The following is a 19,645-nucleotide window of genomic DNA, read 5'->3' on the forward strand; positions in this document are numbered from 1 at the left end:
ACATGGCATCGACGAGTACTGCAAGCAGGCATTTTGGGCACATTATTAAGGAACACACCGTTGAGGTGCCCTGGGATCCTTTTACCGAAGCTGCGAATGCCGCGACATTTGAGCTTTTCGCCAGGGAAATCTATGCGCCAGGAAATGAGGATGCGCCGGCAATTGTCTATTTGCAGGGCGGCCCGGGATTTCCGGCACCGCGTCCGGTAGGTGCCAGCGGAGTAATCGGTGAGGCGCTGAAGGAATTCCGCGTCATCCTGCTGGATCAGCGCGGCACTGGGCGCTCGCATCGAATTGATGCGGCCAATATTGCGGATATTCCAGCCGAGCGGCTTGCACAATTGCGTCAGGAATACATCGTCGAAGACGCGGAAGCATTGCGAAAGCATTTGGGCATTGCCAAATGGTCACTGTATGGCCAGTCCTTTGGCGGGTTTTGTATTACTTCGTATCTCAGCCGCTATCCGGAATTCGTGGAGCACGCTTATCTCACAGGCGGTTTACCTGTTCTGGACCGTGGTGCTGACGACCTTTATCGCACGACGTATGCGAAGCTGCGCACCCGTCACGAGCGTTTTTATCGCGAGTATCCGTGGGCCGAAAACCGAATTCGAGAAATCTGCGCGCACCTCGAGCAATCTGCAGAAACTCTCCCCACCGGTGAGCGACTGAGTTCTCGCCGATTCCGCACCATCGGAATTGAATTAGGCCGCGGAGATGGATTCCACAATCTGGCGTATTTGTTGGAAGAGCCATTCCACATTCGCAATGGCGAAAAGCAATTGCGCACCGATTTTCTGGCCGATGTAGGGACCCGCGTGAGTTTCGCCGACGGTCCGCTATACGCCGCGATTCATGAATCCATTTATGGTGGCGTCGGAAACCAGCCCACAACTAATTGGGCAGCTCACCGTATTCGCGAGGAAATCCCAGGTTTTGAAGAAAAAGCCAATCCTGCAGGAGACGAGCCGTTTTATCTCACCGGTGAGCACGTTTTCCCCTGGCAATTCGACGAGGACCCCGCGCTCGTTCCTTTCAAGGAAAAGGCGGAAGCATTTGCGCAGCACACCTGGGAAAGCTCGCCGTATGATTCCGCACGCTTGCTTGCCGACGCCCCAACCTCGGCAGCCGCGGTTTACCTCGACGATATTTTCGTGCCGTTCGAGTACTCCATGGAGACAGCCAACTGCTACCGCGACCTGCGACCACATGTGACCAATGCGTTCCAGCATGACGGTATTCGCCACGACGGCGCGGCCATCTTCGCGCGGCTCCGCGAGCTCGTCGAGGATCACTAGGATGCCAGTTTGCCGGTGGAGATTCTCTCCCCGTAGAACTTCAAACCTCCGCAGAACCTCATGTAGTCCAGCATTGCCTCTCGGTGCCGTCTATCCTGGTGAGCATGTCGACAGCAGAGTTCTGGGATGGGAAATTCACCGCAGATCGCGAGGCCGCAAATGACGGTTCGCCCTCTTTCTTTGGCGGCGAACCGAATCCGACAATCGCGCAGCATGTTGAGGTAATCCGGAAAGGTTTCTCCGACCCCTCACGTGCGCTCGACCTAGGCTGTGGCCGTGGCCGTCACACGGTGTGGTTAGCCAGCCAGGGCTGGGATGTCACCGGCATGGATTTCTCCAGCGTCGGGCTCGAACACACTGGAGCCGCGTTGGCAGCTGAAGGGCTCTCTGCGAACCTGGTCCAGCAAGACTTAACAGACTGGCAGCCGGAAGCAGGAAGCTTTGAGCTGGTAGTCGCCGCATTTATTCACCTGCCGCGCAGGGACAGGGAGAACCTCTGGCGAGCCGTCGCTGAGGCTCTCACTCCGGGTGGCTACTTTGTCTCAGTCTCACACCATCCGGACAACGAAGTCCACGGCCCGGAAGACCCCGAGCTGCTCTACAGCGCGGATGAGGTCACTGATTTCTTTGCGCACGAGCCGCAGAGTCTCGAAGCGGTGGTGGCGCAGCGTGACGTCGTCAAGCAAATCGATGGCAAGAACGTTGTCGACACCGTGGTGGTGCTGCGGAAGACCTGCGCGGAGAGTTAGAAGGAGCCTAGACCTCGGCGCGCGCAAGTCGAGCAAATGCGCCGTCTGCGTTCAGGAGGTTGTCATACGTGCCGCGTTCGATGAGCTGGCCGTTTTCGATGACCAGGATGTCATCGGCCTCGGCCAGTGTCTGAAGTCGGTGCGCAATAAAGATGCAGGTCGCTCCACATGCGCGGGCATTGTCCACGATACGAGCCTGCGTCAGTGGATCCTGGTGGCTGGTGGCTTCGTCGAAAATAACAATTTTTCCGGCGAGGTGTGCAGCGAGGTCATTGGGCTTAGTGCCGTCGGCTAGTACCGCGCGTAAGTAGGTGCGGGCCAGCGCCAGACGTTGACGCTGACCACCGCTGAGCCGCTGCGCGCGGCGGCCAATGGGCCTGTCCAGCGGCATCTCAGCAGGGTTGATGGCGGCGAGTTCGAGCGCCCAGTGCATCAGTGATTCGGGAACCTCGCAGCCATCAGGCGCGCCGAGACACAAATTCTCAGCGACGGTGGCCTCCATGAGAAAGGGATTCTGATCTGCGACAACAACAGCTCGGCAGACATTGGTTGAGCCGAGGTCACGGGCATTGTGGCCATTGATGATGACCTCTCCCGCATCCGGATCGACATGCCGTTGGGTTAACCGGGAGAGTGTGGACTTTCCCGAGCCGGTTGGTCCGACCACACCGATGAACTGCCCTGTGGCAATGCGCAGACTGATATCGCTCAGCGCGGGGTGATCAGCGCCAGGGTAGCGGTAGCTGACATCGCGCAGTTCGAGGGCAGGGACTGAGCTGGTGGATTCGGACAGGGACGTCTCCGCATCTGGTGTCTTCGGTTCTTCCACAGTCGGCGGCTGCGCGGCCAGCTCCCTGATCCGAGTGACTGCATTGAGTCCTGCTGGCAGAGAAGATGCTAGGCGCTCGATCGAATCCATTGATGAAGCAGTTCCCGCCACCAGGGACGTCGTCACCAAAACAGCAGGGAGCATACGGTAGTCGGCTGAAAGCGCCGGGATACCAGCACAAAAGACGGCAATGCTGCCACCCCAAATCCGAAGTCCCGTTGCACCAGAACGGAGGCCCGCCCGCTTGCCGCCTGTACGCATTTTCTGAGCAAGCTGTTCATCGAGCTCACGCAATCCCCGCAGCCGCTGCTCGGCTGCGCCGTAGATGAGGATTTCCTCCCGAAGTCGTAGCGTATCGGCAATGTACTGCGCAATGTCCGTGCGTGTGGAGTTCGTTGCGGAAGCCTCCGTCGTCGCCTTCTTAGAGCCCGCGAGTGCAATCACAAAGCCAACCGCGAAGGTCAGTGTCAGAGCAATCGCAGGCAGGGCTCCGGCAGTCAATGCCGCTGTCACGACCGCCATCAGCGGAATCAGTACGGCCGTCACCGCGGGCGCAATTGTGTGCGCGAAGAAGACTTCCACACGGTCAACATCACGAATCGCAATCGTGTGGATTCTGGCGGTACCCAGCCCATCGGTTACCGCGGGTGCCTGCGGGATAAGACGCTCGACGATCCACAACCGCAGCTCGCCGAGCAGCCGAAACGCCGCCAGATGCCCGAGGTACTGCTCGACATACCGCAGAATCGCTTTCAACAGCGCCAGGCCTGCAATCACGCCAATGACCGCCCACGTCCACTGCATGCTCAAGCTTTGCGACGAGTCGGTTGCGTCCCACTTCGACAGCGCAATTGTGGCAATTGCCCAGGCGGGCACAGCCAGCATCAATGCACCCAGAATGTGCCCAGCCACGCGTGCGAGGATAGATGCACTGAGCGCTCCGCGAGCCTGTGCGGAAAAGCGCAGCAACCAGATGATGTTGTTCATGTCAGCTCTCCTCGGTCAGCGCTCGTGCGTAATACTCATTGCTTGTGCTCAGTTGGTCGGGTTTGCCCGCAGCCACGATCCGGCCTTCGGCGACGACAATGACCAGATCAACGTCCGATAGCGCTTCCATGCGGTGAGCGACCATGATGCTCGTTCGTCCTTCAGCAAGGCGGGTCAAGGACTCCTTGATGAGACCTTCCGTCCGACGATCGATGTCCGCTGTCGGCTCGTCGAGAAGCACAATCGGAGCGGCGCCGAGCAGACCACGCGCAATGGCCAGGCGGCGTCGTTGCCCGCCTGAGAGCCAATTGCCCTGATCGCCGACCTCCGAATCGAGACCACCAGGGCGCTGCTCGATTTCAGTGAGTAAGTGCACGTCGCGAAGTGCTTTTCGCATATCGACGGCCGTTGCGTCCGGGCATGCGATGCGAAGATTGTCCGCGACGGTGGTGCCGAAGATGGCTGGCTGCTGGGAGATGAGCAGCGAGTTGGCGAGCAACTCCGGGGTCGAAAGCGCGTCGCCGTCAAGGCAGACTTCCCCGGAATGCGGCTGGAGGCCTGCGAGTACACGCAGGAGTGTGCTCTTTCCAGAACCGCTGGGGCCAACGATGCCGACTCTGCTGCCGGCTGGAATTGTCAGGTTGATATCGGAGAGAATGCGCTTTTCGCCGATGTCAACGCTCAGATCGCGGAGGGAAATCTCCGGTGCGTGCGGTGCGGTGGCTTTGGTGGAATGCGCTGTTCCGGCTGTGAACGCTTCAGCGGCAGGCTCGCCGAATACCTCCACAATTCCATTTCGATGCGTGCGACCGCCGAGTCCGATATAGAAAGTGCGGCCGACGCGATTCACGGGCTCATAGAGCAGAACGGATAGGAAAACGCCTGCGAGAGCTGTGCCAACGCTGATCGCATCTGCCTGCAAACGCAGCAGGACAAGGCCGATTGCTGCAGTCGACATTGCAATGCCAAAAACCGCGTCGTTGACAATGATCATCAGCTGATTGCGGGCGAGCAGGGCGGTGAGCTCAGACATCGCAGTGCGAGTTTGGCTGGCAAAACGTGCCATGACTCGATCAATTGCTCCAAGAACTTTGAATGTTCCCAGCCCTTCGAGCATCTCCAAGTAGGCATGCGTGGCCTTCGCTTGCTTTCGGCGATACGTCGCATTGGATTTCCGCAGAATCTTTCCAGCGCCAATAATGATCAACGGCGTGAAAATGAAAAATAGTGCCAGCCACAAGGCGGTTTTCGTATCCACCCACAAAGCCCAGATTGCCAAAATGATCAGTGGAGCACTAAACGAGGCCAACGTGGGAGCGAGAAATGTCGCTCGGTAGTTCGCGGTCTGTTCGACGCTTGTGGTCGCGGCATCGAAGAGTAGGCCTTCGCCAGTGTTGGACGCGCTTCGGTGTGAGTGACCGGATTTCCCGCCACCGTGCCCTCTTCCATGCGCGTGCTTCGGGGCTTGTTCAGGAGCGGAAAACTCCGGCTTCAGCACACTGCCAACCACATGTGAGCGCCACAGCTTTTCCTGCTCGCCAGCAAGCCGTGGTGGCAATGCCTCGGTGACATAAGCACAGAGGCTTCCCAGAATGACCGCCACAATTGCAGCGGACAGGGATTCATGAAGTCCCCACTGCCCAAACCAGTTGCCGCCACTGGTGTCTGCGACACCGCCGTACAAACTGCTGAGAGCATCGAGCGCGTGTCCAAGAGACACGGCACTGAGAGCGAAGAAAAAGCTGCGCCCCCAGCTGGATAACAAAACCCAGTGCATTCCGCGGGGTGGGGAAGTCAGTGCTTCATGAATCCACATAGCGACGTGAAAACCTATCTTCTATTTAGCCAGTGCGTCAGCGATCTCACGCAGTCCATCGGGCATGTGCATTCCGGCGGTGCCAGAGGTCGTCTTCGCATCAATTAGTTGCACTCGATCATTCTTGACCGCAGCGACGTCGGCAAGCGCCGGATTATCCAGCAATTCCTGGAATGGAGCCTTGCCCTGGCCGTGGAAATCCTGGATCAAAACGACATCCGGATTCAGCTGCACAATTGTCTCCGGATCAGCGGGAACGGCACCCGGACGCTTGCCCTTTGGCGAGATCGGCTCGCCACCGGCCAGCTCAACGAGATTCGTCGTCGCCGACTGCATGCCCATAATCATCTTCTGACCACCGCGGGCAAACAGGACCAGCGTCTTTGGCTTAGTTGTGGAATCAATTTCCGAGAGAATCTCTTCGGTTTCCGATTCAATCTTGGCAACCATTTCAGCCGCCTTATCTTCGGCTCCGAGCAACTTGCCGAGTTTGGTCACCGACTCTGCCAGCGCCTTCGGCGAGGCGAAATCACTGCTGGCAAACGCCGCGGTCGGAACATCGCTGGCACCCAGCAGCTCACTTGCCGACTGCTCCTGATCATGGCGGCTGGTCATCAACACCATGTCCGGCTCATAGGACAGAATCTGCTCCGGATCCGGCTTCGTCGAGTTGGCAATCGCGTTAGGCACCTGACGCGCCAGCTCAACCTGATTACCCGAGCTCTCATCGAGAGCATTCTTCGTCACGGCTACGACACGCTCCGGCCCAACCAGCTCCAACGCCAGATCCGCAACCTCGGTCGACAGTGCAACGATGCGCTTCGGCTGACTCTGCACCGTAACGTCGTGGTCGCCGACGGTCACAGTACGCGGCCACTGCGCCTGCTGGTTTGTCGAAGTTTCGCTTGACGACGGCTGCTGCGCCGTCTCCTCCGAAGTGGAACAAGCGACCACCGCTGCGAGCGGCAGTGCTGCAATCAACGGCAGAGCGAAGGTCTTTTTAGAGTTTCGCTTCAAGGCAGAGATAGGAGAAGTTGGTGAAAACACGAAAGTACTTCCTTGAGTGTTGAGTTTTGATTGTTGGGAAAGTTTTCGGTTGCGTTATCGCTAGCTGGAATCAGTTAGCCGCAATCAGTCAGCCGGGCGAGCCCGAGCCAACGCCGTCACTCGCACCGAACCGGTATGCGGATCCGTATCGACAGCGCTGGAGATGCGATAAATCGCATCTATTCGGGGAGGCGTCAGCACTTCTTCGGCGGAACCAGTGACTTCCAATCCGCCGTTGTGAATCACACTGAGCCGGTGGCAGCTGCGGGCCGCGAGGTTGAGGTCATGAAGGACGACTCCGATACCGTGGCCTTCGTCGGCAAGCTCGCCGAGGAGCTCGAGGATTTCCAGCTGAAACCCGATGTCCAAGGCCGCAGTGGGTTCGTCGAAAAGCATGACCTTGGCCTGTTGTGCCAATAGCTTTGCGATGAACACCAATTGCCGCTGCCCGCCGGACAGAGCTGTGATAGGGCGGTCGGCGAGTGCGGTGACACCGACGCGGTCGAGAGCGTAGGCGACGATGTCGTGGTCCGTGGAGTTTAGTGAGCTGCGGAAACGGTCACGCCGACGGTGGTGCGCGTACCTGCCGAGTGCCACGACAGTTCGAACGTCAATAGCAGTATCGGCCGGTGTGTGCTGCGGCAGGTACGCCAATCGAGTGGCGCGTTCGTGGGCACGAAGCTTCGTCAGCGGCGCGCCGAGGAGCTCAACCTGCCCCGAACTCGGTGTCACAATGCCAGCCATAGCACGGAGCAAGGAGGATTTTCCGGTGCCGTTGGAGCCGATGATGCCTTGGACTTCGCCAGGTCGAATAGCAAGGTTCACGCCACTTACGACGGTCCGATTGCGGTAACCGACACTGAGATCGGTAGCCCGCAGCAGCGCGGTGCTGTCGGTGTCTGGCTTAGTGACGTGGTCGGTGAGATTTTGCGTCTGCTGACTCATGACTGGCGACCACCTTGCCGAAGAATCAACGCGAGTAGCGCAGGTGCGCCAAGGAACGCGGTGACTGTGCCAGTTTGCAGAGCAACTGGGGAAAAGAGACTGCGGGCGACGAGGTCGGCGAGAATGAGAAATACTGCGCCGAGGCACATAGAAATGGGCAGCAGGCTGCGGTGATCGGGGCCGATGGCAAGGCGAATCAGGTGCGGGACGACCAATCCGACAAAGGAAATAACGCCAGTGACAGCGACGCCCGCTGCCGTGACTAAAGCAGCCAGGGCGAGTAGCAGTTGCCGGATCCAGACTGTGCGCATACCAGTGGCAGCGGCCTGTTCTTCGCCGAGGAGGAGCAGGTTGAGTTCGGGAATGAGCATCATCAGGATAACCGTGCCGACGGTAATGGGGCCGACTGCCAGCGCAATGTCCTGCCAATTGGCAGCAGTTAAATCGCCGTTGAGCCAGAACATGGCCTGTTGTGCGTCATCGCTGTGTGGCGCGTTCGCGATGGTGGCGGCGATGACTGCGCCGAGGAACGCATTGAGCGCAATGCCGACGAGCAACAGGGTGGCTCCACTGCCGCCATTGAGACCGGCGACGATCTGGACAAATATGACAGCCAGCAACGCGCCTATGAATGCGCCTGCCGAGAGGACCCACGGCGCTTTCGCGGCCACGCCAGTGACGATGAGAATAACGGCTACCACTGCTGCACCGGAGGAGACACCGGTAACACCGGGTTCCGCCAGTGGATTGCGAAAGACTGCCTGCATGGTTGCGCCTGCGACAGCGAGCGAGGCACCGACCAGCCCCGCCAACAGGACACGGGGCAGCCGGATGCTCCAGACAAGTGATTGCGTGGCAGGGGATATCTCTGGCAGGAGGTGGTTGAGAGCTGAGAGGTCGTCGGAAAGCGTATTGATGAGCGGGGTGAGCAGTGCGACGATGCCGTTGCTGAAACCTGTTCCCGCGGGGCCGATGGAGATTGCCAAGAGGATTGTGGCGGGGACGGCCAGGAAAAACAGAAAGCCGAAGAGCCGGGCTCGAAGTTTTTGGTTTCGAGTACGCGGAAGAGAAGCTCTATCGACAATAGTTTTCACGTGGCTAATGATGGACAATGTGAAAATAATTGTCAATAAAGGCGTGTCAGCGGTCCTGTGGGATCTCCTAAGGACAGCAAAACCCCGCACCAGCTCCCCTGTGAAAGTGGGGTGCTAATGCGGGGTGAAAAGCTCTGTAGCTTACTTCTTGTCGCCCAGGCGCTCGTCTGCCATGTCGCGAGCCTTCTTGATCTGGTCGGCCTTGTCCTCGCCGAGCTTCTCCTTGCCCAGCTGCTCAGCCTTGTCCAGAACCTTATCGGTGTTCTCTTCGTTGCTCAGTGCTTCCTTGGCCTTGTCCATAAGTCCCATGGTGAAGTCTCCTTCCATTCGTAATGTCTACTCGCGTTTTTTCGTTTGTGACATAGAGTGTACCGATGAATTGGCGACCTTGCGACCGTATTGGCCCCACGGAGTGAAGTTGAGATTCGACTAGCTACACCGTGGCCGACAGTTATTGAGCTGTTTTGGTGCGGGCTTCATCTGCCTTGTGCATGACATCGCGCTCGTACTTGCCGACGAACATCATGAGGACAAACGCTATAGCGACAACGCCAATGAGGGTTGCGAATGTAACATTCCAGCCTGCGAAGTCGATCAAGAGGCCGACACCAGTCGAGGCGAGTGTTGCGCCGAGAAGGTATCCAAACAATCCAGTGAAACCAGCTGCGGTTCCCGCAACATACTTAGGCGAGAGGTCGATGGCCTGCAGTCCGATGAGCATGATTGGACCGTAAATGAGTGCGCCGATCAGAGAGATGAGCACGTAGAACATCCACAATGGTGCCGTAGCGGGTAGCTGCCAGTACGCGAAAATGGTGATGCCGGTGCCGACCAGGAAGAGCATGCCGGCGCCTGAGCGCCAACCCTTGAAGACCTTGTCGGAGACCCATCCGCACAGCAAGGTGCCCACAATTGCTGCGCCCTCGTAGAGCATGAATCCGATGATTCCGCCCGTGACGTTGGTCTTGTGCAATTCGTTTGTCAAGTAAATCGGAATCCAGTTAAGAACTCCGTAACGGAGTGCGTAGACGAACACATTGGCCAGCGCCAGCATGACGATAACCGGATTGGTAAGAACATGGTTCTTGACGATTGTGAACCAGGGTTCTTGTGCCTCGTCATTAGTTCCTTCGACCTTGTCCGGGTCGTTCCGGTATTCCTCTACCGGAGGCAGACCCATGGATTGCGGGTTATCTCGAATCAGCAGGAATGCGATGGCGGCAATCACGAGCGCGACAATTGCCGGTAGCCAGAATGCGGGAGTCCAGTCGGCGTCGGAAGTGGCGAACGAATGCAAGCCCCAGGCTGCCAGAGCACCGCCGACGGCGGCGCCGACATTGTGGGCAGTGTTCCAGATCGACATCAAAGTGCCACGCTCGGATGTCGAGAACCAGTGGACGACAACTCGTCCAGAGGGCGGCCAACCCATGCCTTGGAACCAACCATTGATGAACATGACTGTCGCGAATATTGCAACGGAGGCGCTGATGGCTGGGACGAACGCAACAAAGAGGTTTACGACCGCGGACAGTGCTAGGCCAAGCGGGAGGAAGTACCTGGCATTGGCTCTGTCGGAGAGCATGGCCATGAAGAATTTGGATAGGCCGTAGGAGAACAGAACTGCATTGGCTACGATGCCGATTCCGGCTGCGCCAAGTAGGTCGTGCTTTTCCAGTACGGCGGACACCAGGGGGATGTTATTTCTGATGAGGTAGAAGCCCGCGTAGCCGATGAAGATGCCCATGAACACGTTGAATCGCCAGGTTCGGTAGGTCGGGGCAATTTTTTCCTCGGGGAGGGGAGCTGCTGGGCCGGGTGCGCTGAGCCAGCCGAGCCTCTGACTGCTCATAATGACAGTCCTTTCGCTGAAGGCCGCCGTTGCCTCTAATGCAACCTGTGCGGGTGGTTAGGGCAGTAGGCGGGGAGCTTTATCGTTTCAGCGTTGAGTTTACAGAGACTTCAGTCTCTATTAACGGGGCATTAACCTCCCGGCCTTGGAGGTCTTTGAGAGGGGTTGGCGTAAAAGCAATTAATGCTTGTCACTGCCTAGAGAATGTCATTAATGGCCTCGGTGGGGCGAGCCATCCTTACCCCCTTATTGGTGACGGCAAACGGGCGCTCAATCAGGCGTGGGTGTGTGACCATTGCGTCCAGCAGTTCCTCGTCGCTGGAGTCCTTGGAGAGTCCCAGTTCCTTGAACTCTGCTTCCTTGGTGCGCACGGCATCGATGACGCTCAGGCCGGCCGCCTCGATTAGCGAGCGCAGCTTGGTCTTGGTTGGAGGAGTGTCTAGGTACTTGATGATCTCCGGCTCGATTCCGGCCTCGCGTAGTACTGCGAGAGCTTGGCGGGACTTTGAGCAGCGGGGGTTGTGGTAGATCTTCGCTTCCATGTCTCCATCATGGCTGATGTTGTGGTGTGGCGGTTGATGGAGCGGTGTAACTGTATGGGGTGAGACCTTGTTCATTATTTATCCTGAAAGGCTGTAAAGCCAACAACACTTAAGTTCAATAGGTTGAAAATAGTTGTCGTTAGGTTTACTCTCACACGTGATAGATGAACGGCGAAGTGCGCTCCAACCGCCCCTAAGGTGACCAGATTTACTGAAGCGGCCGGTCAGCGTAGCCGTCGTAAAGCAATAACAAACAATCAAGAGCGGACACCAACATGACAATTTCCGGAAAACTTTCGCGATCAGCTAAGTCCATGTGTGCGGGCCTTTCGATTTTGCTAGCGGGCGCTGGCCTTGCAGCGTGTGGCGATGGCAGTGAGGGAGCCAGCGGCGAGAACCCAATCAACGTCGTGGCTTCCACGACGCAGATTTGTGATTACGTGAAGCAGCTGGACATCGATGAAGTGGATCTGACCTGCCTGTTGGCGCCGAATGCAACGGCTCATGAGTTGGAAATGACCCATGAGCAGCTGAGCAAGACTGGTAACGCGGATCTCTTGTTCGTCAACGGAGTCGATCTGGAGCACTTCCTGGACCAGGCGATTGAGTCCTCGGGCTTTTCCGGAACGATGGCAGTGACCAGTGGCGTTCTCACTGCAGGTGACGTAGATGCCATGAAGGCGGCCAAGGATATGGACAAAACCAAGCCACTGCCGCCAGAGAAGGCGAAGAATGGTAACTACACCATTGACCGAGGTGTGGAAAAGATTGATGTCTCCCCATGGCCATTCCCGCCGGAAGAGCCCGGTGAGGAGGCGGAATTTCGCTTCGATCCGCACGTATGGACCTCGCCTAAGAACGCCAAGATTCAGGTTGCCAACATCGGCTACGCCCTGGAAAAGGTCGCCGAGGAACGTGGTGACAATGAGCTGAAGTCCACCATCGCCGACCACGTTGCGGTCTACCAGGAGAAGCTGGATCAGCTGGATGAGTGGGCAAATAAGTCCATCGCCACTGTGTCGGACCCTGTACTGTTTACCAGCCACGACGCCTTTGGATACTTCTCCCACGAGTTCAATATCAACTTCATCGGCGCAGCGCTGTCTGATTTCAACGAGCAGCAGGATGCCACGGCCGCGCATATCGCCGAGGCGGCAAAGACCGTGAAGGACTCGGGTGCAACCGCGCTGTTTGCGGAAAACTCGAACAACTCGAAGTCAATTGAGGCGATTGCCAAGGCCGCGGGTGTCAAGGCCATCGTTGGTGAGGACGCACTCTACGGCGACTCGCTAGGTCCGGCCGGAAGTGACGGCGAGACCTACATTGGTTCAATCATCCACAACGTCACTCAGGTCGTGACGGCATGGGACGGAACCGTCGCACCCCTGCCAGAGGGCATCAAGTGAGCCTCAACCACTTAGCCAACCCCATGTCTGCCGATCCCATAGTCACGCTCCGCGATGCCTCATTCGGCTACACGGCGGTACCCATCGTCAGCCACATCACCGCCAGCGTCGCGCCGGGCACCGGGCTTGCACTCATCGGCGCCAATGGCTCTGGAAAAACGACCGTGCTGCGCGGAATCTTGGGCGGGACTCGTCTCCTCGCTGGTGAGATGCACAATAACGCGAAGATCGTGTCCTACGTCCCGCAGTCGGCAGACCTCGATCGCACTTTTCCGGTCACGGCTTTCGATGTCGTCGCCATGGGAGTTCTGCGCGAACTGCGCCCCTTCCAACCGCTTGGACACCGCAAAGAACGCATCCACGCAGCGCTAGCCAAAGTCGGACTTGCCGACCGCACCGTTGATCGTTTCGGCAACCTCTCCGGTGGTCAGCAGCAACGCGTCCTGTTGGCGCGCGCCATCGTCGCACGTCCGCAACTTGTGCTTCTCGACGAGCCGTTCAACGGCCTCGACACTGAAAATCGGGCCATGCTGCTGAATCTCCTCAACGAACTGAAGGAAAATGGCACGGCGATCATTGCGGCCACTCATGATCTCGTGCTTGCTGAAGAGACCTGCGAAAACACATTAATCGTGGCAGAACAGCCGGCTTTTGGTGCGACCTCGAAGTTGGTGCCAGCCTATGTGGACTGAGCTTGCGAATGCGCTTGGGATCGCGCCTTTCATGTTCAGGCCACTAGTGCTGCTGATTGCCCTCGGGGCGGTCTCTGGCCTGGTCGGTGTCATCGTGAACCTTCGTGGTCTCGAGTTCAATGCCGAGGCCATGGTGCATTCGATTTTTCCCGGAATTGTGGCCGGTGCCGTATTCGGCGGCATCGACATGATTATCCCGGTGGCCGCGGCATTTGCGGTGGTAGTGGCAGTAGCACTGACCTTGGTATCGCGCTCGCACATGTCGGAAGCCGGAGTGGCAGTCGTACTGACCAGCTTCTTTTCCATTGGCGTGATCCTCTCGCTGAAGAAAGGTGATCAGTCAGGACAGCTGGAAGCGCTCATGTTCGGGCGACTGCTGGAAGTCACCGACTCCCGTCTCACCAGCGCCCTAATTGTCTGTGCCATCGCCTTGGTTCTTATCGCAGTGACCTGGCGCCAGCAGGTGTTTGTTGCCTTTGATCGCTTCGGTGCCAAAGCCGCAGGCGTCAATGTGTGGGGCATCGACCTCACCATTAACGCGGCGATTGCTGCGGTGGTGGTGTCGTCGGCAAGCGCAGTGGGAGTGTTGCTGGTAGTCGGATATCTGGTCGTGCCGGGAGCGGCGGCGAGACTGCTGACTCGCCGAGTGCATGTGATGGTGCCGATTGCGATTGCAGTGGGCTGTCTCAGCGGAATCGTTGGTTTGGCACTGGTGCCTTTGGGGCCGGTGTCGCCTCAGGCAGTCGTCGCGCTGACCTCGGTGGGACTGTATTTCGTGGCACTGGGACTGCGCGGCGTGATGGGAGGCGACCGTGTCTAGCATCCTGATTTTGCCAATCATCGAGCTGATATTGGTCGGCGCATTGGCCGGCGTGGTGGGGGTACTCGCGGTGCTGGGCAAACAAGTGTTCTTCGCAGAAGCGATTACACATGCGACTTTTCCCGGCGCGGTGGTGGGCGTTGTTATTGCGGCAGCGCTCGGCCTGAGCCACTCGTGGATTTCGGTGTTCCTCTTTATCGGGGCATTTCTGATGTGCATTCCGATTGGGGCCCTGTTCGGTCTGTCGAAGGTGGGGACGACGTCCTCGGCGGCGGGAATTGTGCTGACATTCGGGTTCGCGCTGGGCTACTTTCTGAACAAGTGGTTCGCCCCGTTGCCGGTGAAGGTTGAGAGTTTCCTGGTCGGCAGCGTACTCAACGTGAACAAGATTGATATTGCGCTGTCGGGTGGGCTCTTGCTGCTGGTGGCGTTGGTGCTGGTGGCTCGGTGGCGCCAGCTGATTTACTTCACATTCGATCCGGAGTCTTTCGGGGTCGCGCATTCGAGGAGAAGAGCACAGTTGGTCATCAGCGGGCTGATTGTGTTGACTCTGGTGGCGCTGATTCCGGCTGTCGGCACGATTTTATCCATCGCGCTGTTGGCTGCCCCGGCAGCTGCGCTGGTTGGGGTAGTGAACGATACCCGTTTGCTATTCGTGTTAGCACCATTGATGGGTATCGCGATTGGCCTGGTGGGGCTATTCATTGCGGTGGCGGCGAACTTGTCAGTTGGTGGCTGTATTGGCGTGTGCGCCGGTTGTTTCTATGTCCCCCTCAAGATTGCGGCAACACGCAATAACGCTAGAGTTTAAAGAATGCACGTGGAGGATTTACCAGCAAAGACCCAGGACTACCTCAAGGTCATTTGGGATTTGCACGAGCGCACCGGTGAAAAAGTGGCACTAGGCGACGTCGCTGAGCGGATGGGTGAAAAGAAGCCCACCGCCAGCGAAGCTGTGAAGAAGCTAGCTGCACGTGGACTTGTCAACCACGAGCCGTACCGGGGCATTAGCCTGTCGGACCGTGGGCGGGATATTGCGCTGATCATGGTGCGTCGCCACCGGCTTATTGAAAGCTTCTTGGTCTCGACTCTGGGATACACCTGGGATGAGGTTCACGAGGAAGCTGAAAAGCTTGAGCATGCGGTCTCGGATGATTTCATTAGTCGCATTGATGCAATGCTGGGATTCCCTGAGCGCGATCCGCATGGCGATCCAATTCCCAGCGCCAGCGGTACCATCGCCAGCGCAGTGCGCACTGACCTGACGGATATCGAAGCTGGCGCGATGGTGGTAGTCGATCGTATTAACGACTCCGATCCTGAATTGCTGCGCTATTTGGCTACATCAGGGGTAGGCCCGGGGACCGTGCTCCGAGCCGAAGCCGCACCATATGCAGGTATGCATGTCTTCGCCATCATCGATGAGGTGGGCGATAACGAGCCAAAGAAAATTCATGTGGCAGACTCGGCACTATGGGCAATCAAGGCGACTCCAACAACCAACTGACGAGAGCCGCAGCGCGCTCTTACTATAAGGTGTCGCGGAATCTCACTGGGCCGACGAAAGTGCCACCCGCACCGTCAGTGTCGTTCGACAGCGTGAAGAGTGCTCGTCGGCAGGCATATGCCAGTGTCGAGAGTGTTGATGTGCCGTTGAATGCCATCGCTATCTCACGCGCCGAGCAGCAGGAACACATGGTTGACCTCGAACGTCGATTGAATGCCTCGACCAAAGACATGCGTGCCCTGGTTGACTACGAAGAGCAGCGCATTGCGGTTACTAGCACTGTCAAAGAGGCAATCGTCTATACGCTGCTGGCAATACTCCTTCTGGCAGCAGCCATTGGACTTGGCTACGCCAGCCACCTGGGGGCCGATGCGATCTTGAATGCTGCGGCGGAGGTGACACCGCGGTGAGTAAACGTTCAGGCTCCGACAACGGGTGCGTGACGGTCATTGTCGTATTTTTCTTTTTTGGCCTGATTATTCAGCTCTTCGGTGTCACGCTGTGGATTCTGCAATATGCATTGCCAGTGGCGGGTTTGGTGCTTGCGATTCTCATCGCATACCAGGCTTGGGCCGGTGTGCGCCGTAGTGCTGAGGCGCACGAGCTCGCCGAGCGTAATCACGCGGAGCTGCAGCAGATTGCCATGGACACCGAGTACCAGCTCACCGCAATCCTTACTGCCTGGGACAATGTGAACACCACAATGGGTGTCGGCACCATCTACAAGGATGTATTTGCCTCCGGTGAGGCTACGCCGGAGCTCATCGAGCTACGCGGTGAGCTCTCTCGTGCCCGGAAGCTAAACAACCGACTGCGCGAGCAGCGCGAAACTATGACCAACCGGGAGCTGGTGGAAGCCATCTCTGATGCCGACGAGCTGTGGTGCTCGCTGACGAAGACGTATCAGAACGCTCGTCGCGAGCTGTAGTAACGCGCCTGGTTTACTCGACGGTCATCACAATCTTGCCGTCAGCGTGCCCGTCTTCCAATACTCGGTGGACCTCCGCGACTTCGGTGAGATTCTTAGTCAGGCCGATAGGAAGTGAAATCTCACCGGCAACCACGCGGTCGGCCAGGTCGGCATAAATAGTCGTGTCATTCGAAATGGCCGGAATGTGTGCCTCAATGCCACGTTCCCTCGCCGGTGTCAGGTCGGCCAGTGAAGGCAGCGCCACAATCCGACCATCCGATGCCAACACATCCAGCGAGGGGAGGAAAGTGTCGAAGTACACGCCATCGAGCACAACATCAACGCCCTCGGGGAACCGCCGGCGCACAGCCTCGAATACATCTTCCGCTGTGTAATCAATATGCTGCGCGCCAAAGCCCACTAGTTTTTCATGATGGCGTGACGACGCACTGGCCAACACAGTTGCGCCACGGGCAACCGCCAGCTGTGTCATCAGCTGGCCAACACCGCCACCTGCACCATGGATGAGTACGGTGTCACCGCTTTTTACCTTTGCAAGCTGCTCGACAGCGACGGTCGCCGTGATTCCCACTAGGGCAAGACCCGCAGCGGTAACGTCGTCAAGCGAATCGGGCGTTCGGACCACACCGTCGGCGGGGAAGACGTTGTGCGTTGCGTAGGTGCCGCGGAAGTCGTCGAAGCCGCGCATGCCGAAGACACGGTCGCCGGGGACGAAGCTGTCCACACCTTCGCCGACGGCAACGACTTCACCCGCGGCTTCGCGTCCGAGGACGGCGGGAGGGTTGAATTTTGTGCACAGACCGGAAGAGCCATCGCGCATCTTGTAGTCCAGCGGATTCGCGCCGATGGCTGTGGTTTTGACCAGGATTTCGCCGGGACCGGGCTGAGCATGATCGATAAGTGTCCTGGTGAAAATGTCAGCGGGGCCGAACTCCGGAATGGTCATTGCGTATGCGTTGCCTGAATTTGCTGCCATGTCCATCACTGTAGTCCTAGCAGCTAATTATCAACGGTCGGCAAGCGGGAGGGCAGCGGTGACGGCACTGAACGACTCATTGAGGTAGGCGCTGAGGAGGTCGGCGGCGTGGTTTGGGGTGTCCTCGATGAGAACTTTGGCGATACTGATGTGGCGATCGGCGTATCGGGCATGGAGTTCGATGCTTTGGGGGTAGGAGAGGAAGCAAAGACGGAGTTGGGCCTGAATTGATTCGGCGGTGGCTAACAGGTCGGGGGACCCGGAAGCTCTGACGATGGCGAGGTGAAAGGCATTATTCCGTTCGGGAAGGTTCAATGATGACTGTGAACCACAAATAGAAAGAATCTCTTCGCCGAGGAGCTTTGCCTGGCTCTTGCTTAGCGATCGCAGTGTTCCGCATTCGACGACATGGCGAAAGGCATACAGTTCGCGGATGCGTTGTTTGTCGAAGGAGGCTATAAAAACGCCGTGATGAGGAATATGAGTGAGTAACCCCTCAGATTCCAGCTTGCGGTAGACCTGTCGGATGGTGTTGCGGCTGACCTGCAGTCGCGCAGCAAGTTGGGTTTCACGGAGCTGCTCGCCGCTATAGTGCTTTCCGGCGAGAATCTCTCGGCGCAGGACAGTTGCGGTGACATCCGCTACTGAAACGTCTTGTTGTTTTTCCCCAGAGGACGTGCGGGTCTGATCGTCGAGGATGTTTCCGGGGGTAGTCATGTAATACAGACTACTAAAGCACTTTTGTGTGGCGGCCATCACCAATTAACATACGAGACATTGTTCAACAATCTCTGTGCAGGCGATCTTCAACGTAGGAATCCTTCAACGTGGGAATCGTCAGACTTGTAGGGAAAGGCCTTACGCTATGGACGCTTCAACATCTGCCCATAAGGCGCGGCGAACGGCACTCCTCGGCGCCGTATTCCTGATGGCGACCAGTGCTATCGGGCCGGGCTTCCTCACCCAGACCGCAACCTTTACGGCCAAGCTTGGCGCGGCTTTCGCCTTTGCCATTGTGATCTCGGTGCTTCTTGATATCGCGATTCAGCTCAACGTGTGGCGAGTGATTGCTGTCTCTGGACGCCGCGCGCAGGAGCTCGGCAACGCCGTGCTTCCGGGGCTGGGCTGGTTAATGTCAATTCTCATTGTCATCGGTGGTGTGGTCTTCAATATTGGCAACGTCGGCGGTGCTGGACTTGGTGCGAACGCGATGTTGGGCGTGGACGCAAAGATTGGCGGCATTGTTACTGCAATCCTCGCCATTGGCTTCTTCCTCTCCCGGCGGGCGGGTATGGCGCTGGACAAGGCACTCGTTGTGCTCGGTGTCGTGATGATTCTGGTCACTGGAATTGTGGCGTTCAGTTCTAACCCGCCAGTAGGGGAAGCACTGAAGAACACGGTCATGCCCGACACGATTGATTTGTTGGCAATCATCACGCTCGTCGGTGGCACTGTTGGCGGTTACATTACTTACGCTGGCGCTCACCGCATGCTTGATGCTGGCGCCGGCGGTGTAGAGAACCTCGCACAGACCACTCGCTCATCTGTTACGAGCATCATCGTCACAGCCATCATGCGTTTCCTCCTTTTCCTAGCTGTCTTGGGAGTGGTTGCGGGTGGCGTGGTCCTCAATACGGATGGAAACCCCGCTGCAGAGGCATTCCAAGCTGCGGCAGGAGATTGGGGTATGCGCTTCTTTGGCGTTGTCCTGTGGGCTGCGGGAATCTCGTCGATTGTGGGTGCCAGCTACACCTCAGCAACATTTCTGACTCGTTCCTCGGGTGCTGGAGCCAAGACTCAAAACACGATCACCATTGTCCTAATTGCAATCTCCACGCTGCTCTTCGGTGTCATCGGTACGGCTCCAGCGACGCTGTTGGTTTTCGCCGGAGCCTTCAATGGTTTGGTTCTTCCAATTGGCGTTAGTGTGCTGATTTACATCGCGCTGTTCCGTGCGGATCTCATGAATGGTTACAAGTACCCGAAGTGGTTGGCGGCTATCGGAATCTTGGGTGTCGCAGTCGCCTGGTTCTTGGCGTGGCGCTCATTCGGCGGTGTGTTTGAAATGCTCGGCTAATCCCCCGGTTTCTCGCACAGCTCAGATGAGAACCAACATAACAACGGTACAAAGACCAGCATTATTACTTGGAAGGAGCG

The 19,645-nt window shown here is 57.7% G+C and carries 20 protein-coding genes; 10 read left to right on the forward strand and 10 right to left on the reverse strand.

Features of this window, described 5'->3' with window-relative positions; all coding sequences use genetic code 11:
- Nucleotides 1-2: 2 nt before the first annotated feature.
- A complete protein-coding gene (locus QKE19_RS07085; RefSeq protein ID WP_224433638.1) occupies nucleotides 3-1,298 on the forward strand; it encodes an alpha/beta fold hydrolase in 1,296 nt (431 codons plus the stop codon).
- Nucleotides 1,299-1,402: 104 nt separating this feature from the next.
- On the forward strand, nucleotides 1,403-2,047 hold the full coding sequence (locus QKE19_RS07090) for a class I SAM-dependent methyltransferase (RefSeq protein ID WP_083308439.1): 645 nt from the start codon (nucleotides 1,403-1,405) through the stop codon (nucleotides 2,045-2,047).
- Nucleotides 2,048-2,054: 7 nt separating this feature from the next.
- Here QKE19_RS07090 and QKE19_RS07095 read toward each other — a convergent pair whose 3' ends face one another.
- The 8 genes from QKE19_RS07095 to arsC all read right to left on the reverse strand — a co-directional run bounded on the left by QKE19_RS07095 (nucleotide 2,055) and on the right by arsC (nucleotide 11,156).
- A complete protein-coding gene (locus tag QKE19_RS07095; RefSeq protein ID WP_224433637.1) occupies nucleotides 2,055-3,863 on the reverse strand; it encodes an ABC transporter ATP-binding protein in 1,809 nt (602 codons plus the stop codon).
- Between the two features lies 1 nt (nucleotide 3,864).
- Nucleotides 3,865-5,583 carry an ABC transporter ATP-binding protein gene (locus QKE19_RS07100; protein WP_246822228.1) on the reverse strand — a complete coding sequence of 573 codons (1,719 nt, stop codon included), beginning with the start codon at nucleotides 5,581-5,583 and terminating at the stop codon, nucleotides 3,865-3,867.
- Between the two features lie 117 nt (nucleotides 5,584-5,700).
- Entirely contained in the window at nucleotides 5,701-6,726 is a 1,026-nt protein-coding gene (locus QKE19_RS07105) for an ABC transporter substrate-binding protein (RefSeq protein ID WP_070603308.1), read from the reverse strand.
- Between the two features lie 84 nt (nucleotides 6,727-6,810).
- Complete coding sequence (locus tag QKE19_RS07110; RefSeq protein WP_049193616.1) at nucleotides 6,811-7,671, reverse strand: ABC transporter ATP-binding protein; 861 nt, start codon at nucleotides 7,669-7,671, stop codon at nucleotides 6,811-6,813.
- Nucleotides 7,668-8,765, reverse strand: coding sequence for an iron ABC transporter permease (locus tag QKE19_RS07115; protein ID WP_224784253.1), 1,098 nt, complete (start codon nucleotides 8,763-8,765; stop codon nucleotides 7,668-7,670). The genes QKE19_RS07110 and QKE19_RS07115 overlap by 4 nt, the downstream gene beginning before the upstream one ends.
- Nucleotides 8,766-8,906: 141 nt before the next feature.
- Nucleotides 8,907-9,074, reverse strand: a complete 168-nt coding sequence (locus tag QKE19_RS07120; protein ID WP_083307897.1) for an antitoxin — start codon at nucleotides 9,072-9,074, stop codon at nucleotides 8,907-8,909.
- 142 nt (nucleotides 9,075-9,216) lie between these two features.
- Nucleotides 9,217-10,614, reverse strand: coding sequence for an MFS transporter (locus tag QKE19_RS07125; protein ID WP_049189323.1), 1,398 nt, complete (start codon nucleotides 10,612-10,614; stop codon nucleotides 9,217-9,219).
- Between the two features lie 197 nt (nucleotides 10,615-10,811).
- Complete coding sequence (gene arsC / locus QKE19_RS07130; protein WP_347890694.1) at nucleotides 10,812-11,156, reverse strand: arsenate reductase (glutaredoxin); 345 nt, start codon at nucleotides 11,154-11,156, stop codon at nucleotides 10,812-10,814.
- A 275-nt stretch (nucleotides 11,157-11,431) separates the two neighbouring features.
- Between arsC and QKE19_RS07135 the strand changes: the two genes are divergently transcribed.
- The 7 genes from QKE19_RS07135 to QKE19_RS07165 all read left to right on the forward strand — a co-directional run bounded on the left by QKE19_RS07135 (nucleotide 11,432) and on the right by QKE19_RS07165 (nucleotide 16,509).
- Nucleotides 11,432-12,562, forward strand: coding sequence for a metal ABC transporter substrate-binding protein (locus tag QKE19_RS07135; protein WP_347890695.1), 1,131 nt, complete (start codon nucleotides 11,432-11,434; stop codon nucleotides 12,560-12,562).
- A complete protein-coding gene (locus QKE19_RS07140; protein ID WP_179078165.1) occupies nucleotides 12,559-13,254 on the forward strand; it encodes an ATP-binding cassette domain-containing protein in 696 nt (231 codons plus the stop codon). Before QKE19_RS07135 ends, QKE19_RS07140 begins: the two co-directional genes overlap by 4 nt.
- The gene (locus tag QKE19_RS07145) at nucleotides 13,244-14,074 is read left to right on the forward strand and encodes a metal ABC transporter permease (RefSeq protein WP_070549457.1); all 831 of its coding nucleotides are present in this window, start codon (nucleotides 13,244-13,246) and stop codon (nucleotides 14,072-14,074) included. The genes QKE19_RS07140 and QKE19_RS07145 overlap by 11 nt, the downstream gene beginning before the upstream one ends.
- Nucleotides 14,067-14,885: a metal ABC transporter permease gene (locus QKE19_RS07150; RefSeq protein ID WP_070549459.1), complete on the forward strand. Its 819-nt coding sequence runs from the start codon at nucleotides 14,067-14,069 to the stop codon at nucleotides 14,883-14,885. Before QKE19_RS07145 ends, QKE19_RS07150 begins: the two co-directional genes overlap by 8 nt.
- 3 nt (nucleotides 14,886-14,888) lie before the next feature.
- Nucleotides 14,889-15,581, forward strand: coding sequence for a metal-dependent transcriptional regulator (locus QKE19_RS07155; RefSeq protein ID WP_049172669.1), 693 nt, complete (start codon nucleotides 14,889-14,891; stop codon nucleotides 15,579-15,581).
- A gap of 92 nt (nucleotides 15,582-15,673) precedes the next feature.
- Nucleotides 15,674-15,991, forward strand: coding sequence for a hypothetical protein (locus tag QKE19_RS07160; RefSeq protein WP_126107947.1), 318 nt, complete (start codon nucleotides 15,674-15,676; stop codon nucleotides 15,989-15,991).
- Nucleotides 15,988-16,509: a hypothetical protein gene (locus QKE19_RS07165; protein WP_049172672.1), complete on the forward strand. Its 522-nt coding sequence runs from the start codon at nucleotides 15,988-15,990 to the stop codon at nucleotides 16,507-16,509. Before QKE19_RS07160 ends, QKE19_RS07165 begins: the two co-directional genes overlap by 4 nt.
- 13 nt (nucleotides 16,510-16,522) lie before the next feature.
- Here QKE19_RS07165 and QKE19_RS07170 read toward each other — a convergent pair whose 3' ends face one another.
- Both QKE19_RS07170 and QKE19_RS07175 read right to left on the reverse strand, forming a co-directional pair.
- On the reverse strand, nucleotides 16,523-17,488 hold the full coding sequence (locus tag QKE19_RS07170; protein WP_224783800.1) for an NADP-dependent oxidoreductase: 966 nt from the start codon (nucleotides 17,486-17,488) through the stop codon (nucleotides 16,523-16,525).
- Between the two features lie 30 nt (nucleotides 17,489-17,518).
- Nucleotides 17,519-18,205, reverse strand: a complete 687-nt coding sequence (locus QKE19_RS07175) for a GntR family transcriptional regulator (protein ID WP_070549497.1) — start codon at nucleotides 18,203-18,205, stop codon at nucleotides 17,519-17,521.
- Between the two features lie 148 nt (nucleotides 18,206-18,353).
- Here QKE19_RS07175 and QKE19_RS07180 point away from each other — a divergent pair, with 148 nt between their 5' ends.
- Nucleotides 18,354-19,565 carry an NRAMP family divalent metal transporter gene (locus QKE19_RS07180; RefSeq protein WP_070862844.1) on the forward strand — a complete coding sequence of 404 codons (1,212 nt, stop codon included), beginning with the start codon at nucleotides 18,354-18,356 and terminating at the stop codon, nucleotides 19,563-19,565.
- Nucleotides 19,566-19,645: the final 80 nt, after the last annotated feature.

This window comes from Corynebacterium sp. c8Ua_99, assembly GCF_039907185.1.
GTDB classification, from domain to species: domain Bacteria; phylum Actinomycetota; class Actinomycetes; order Mycobacteriales; family Mycobacteriaceae; genus Corynebacterium; species Corynebacterium jeikeium_D.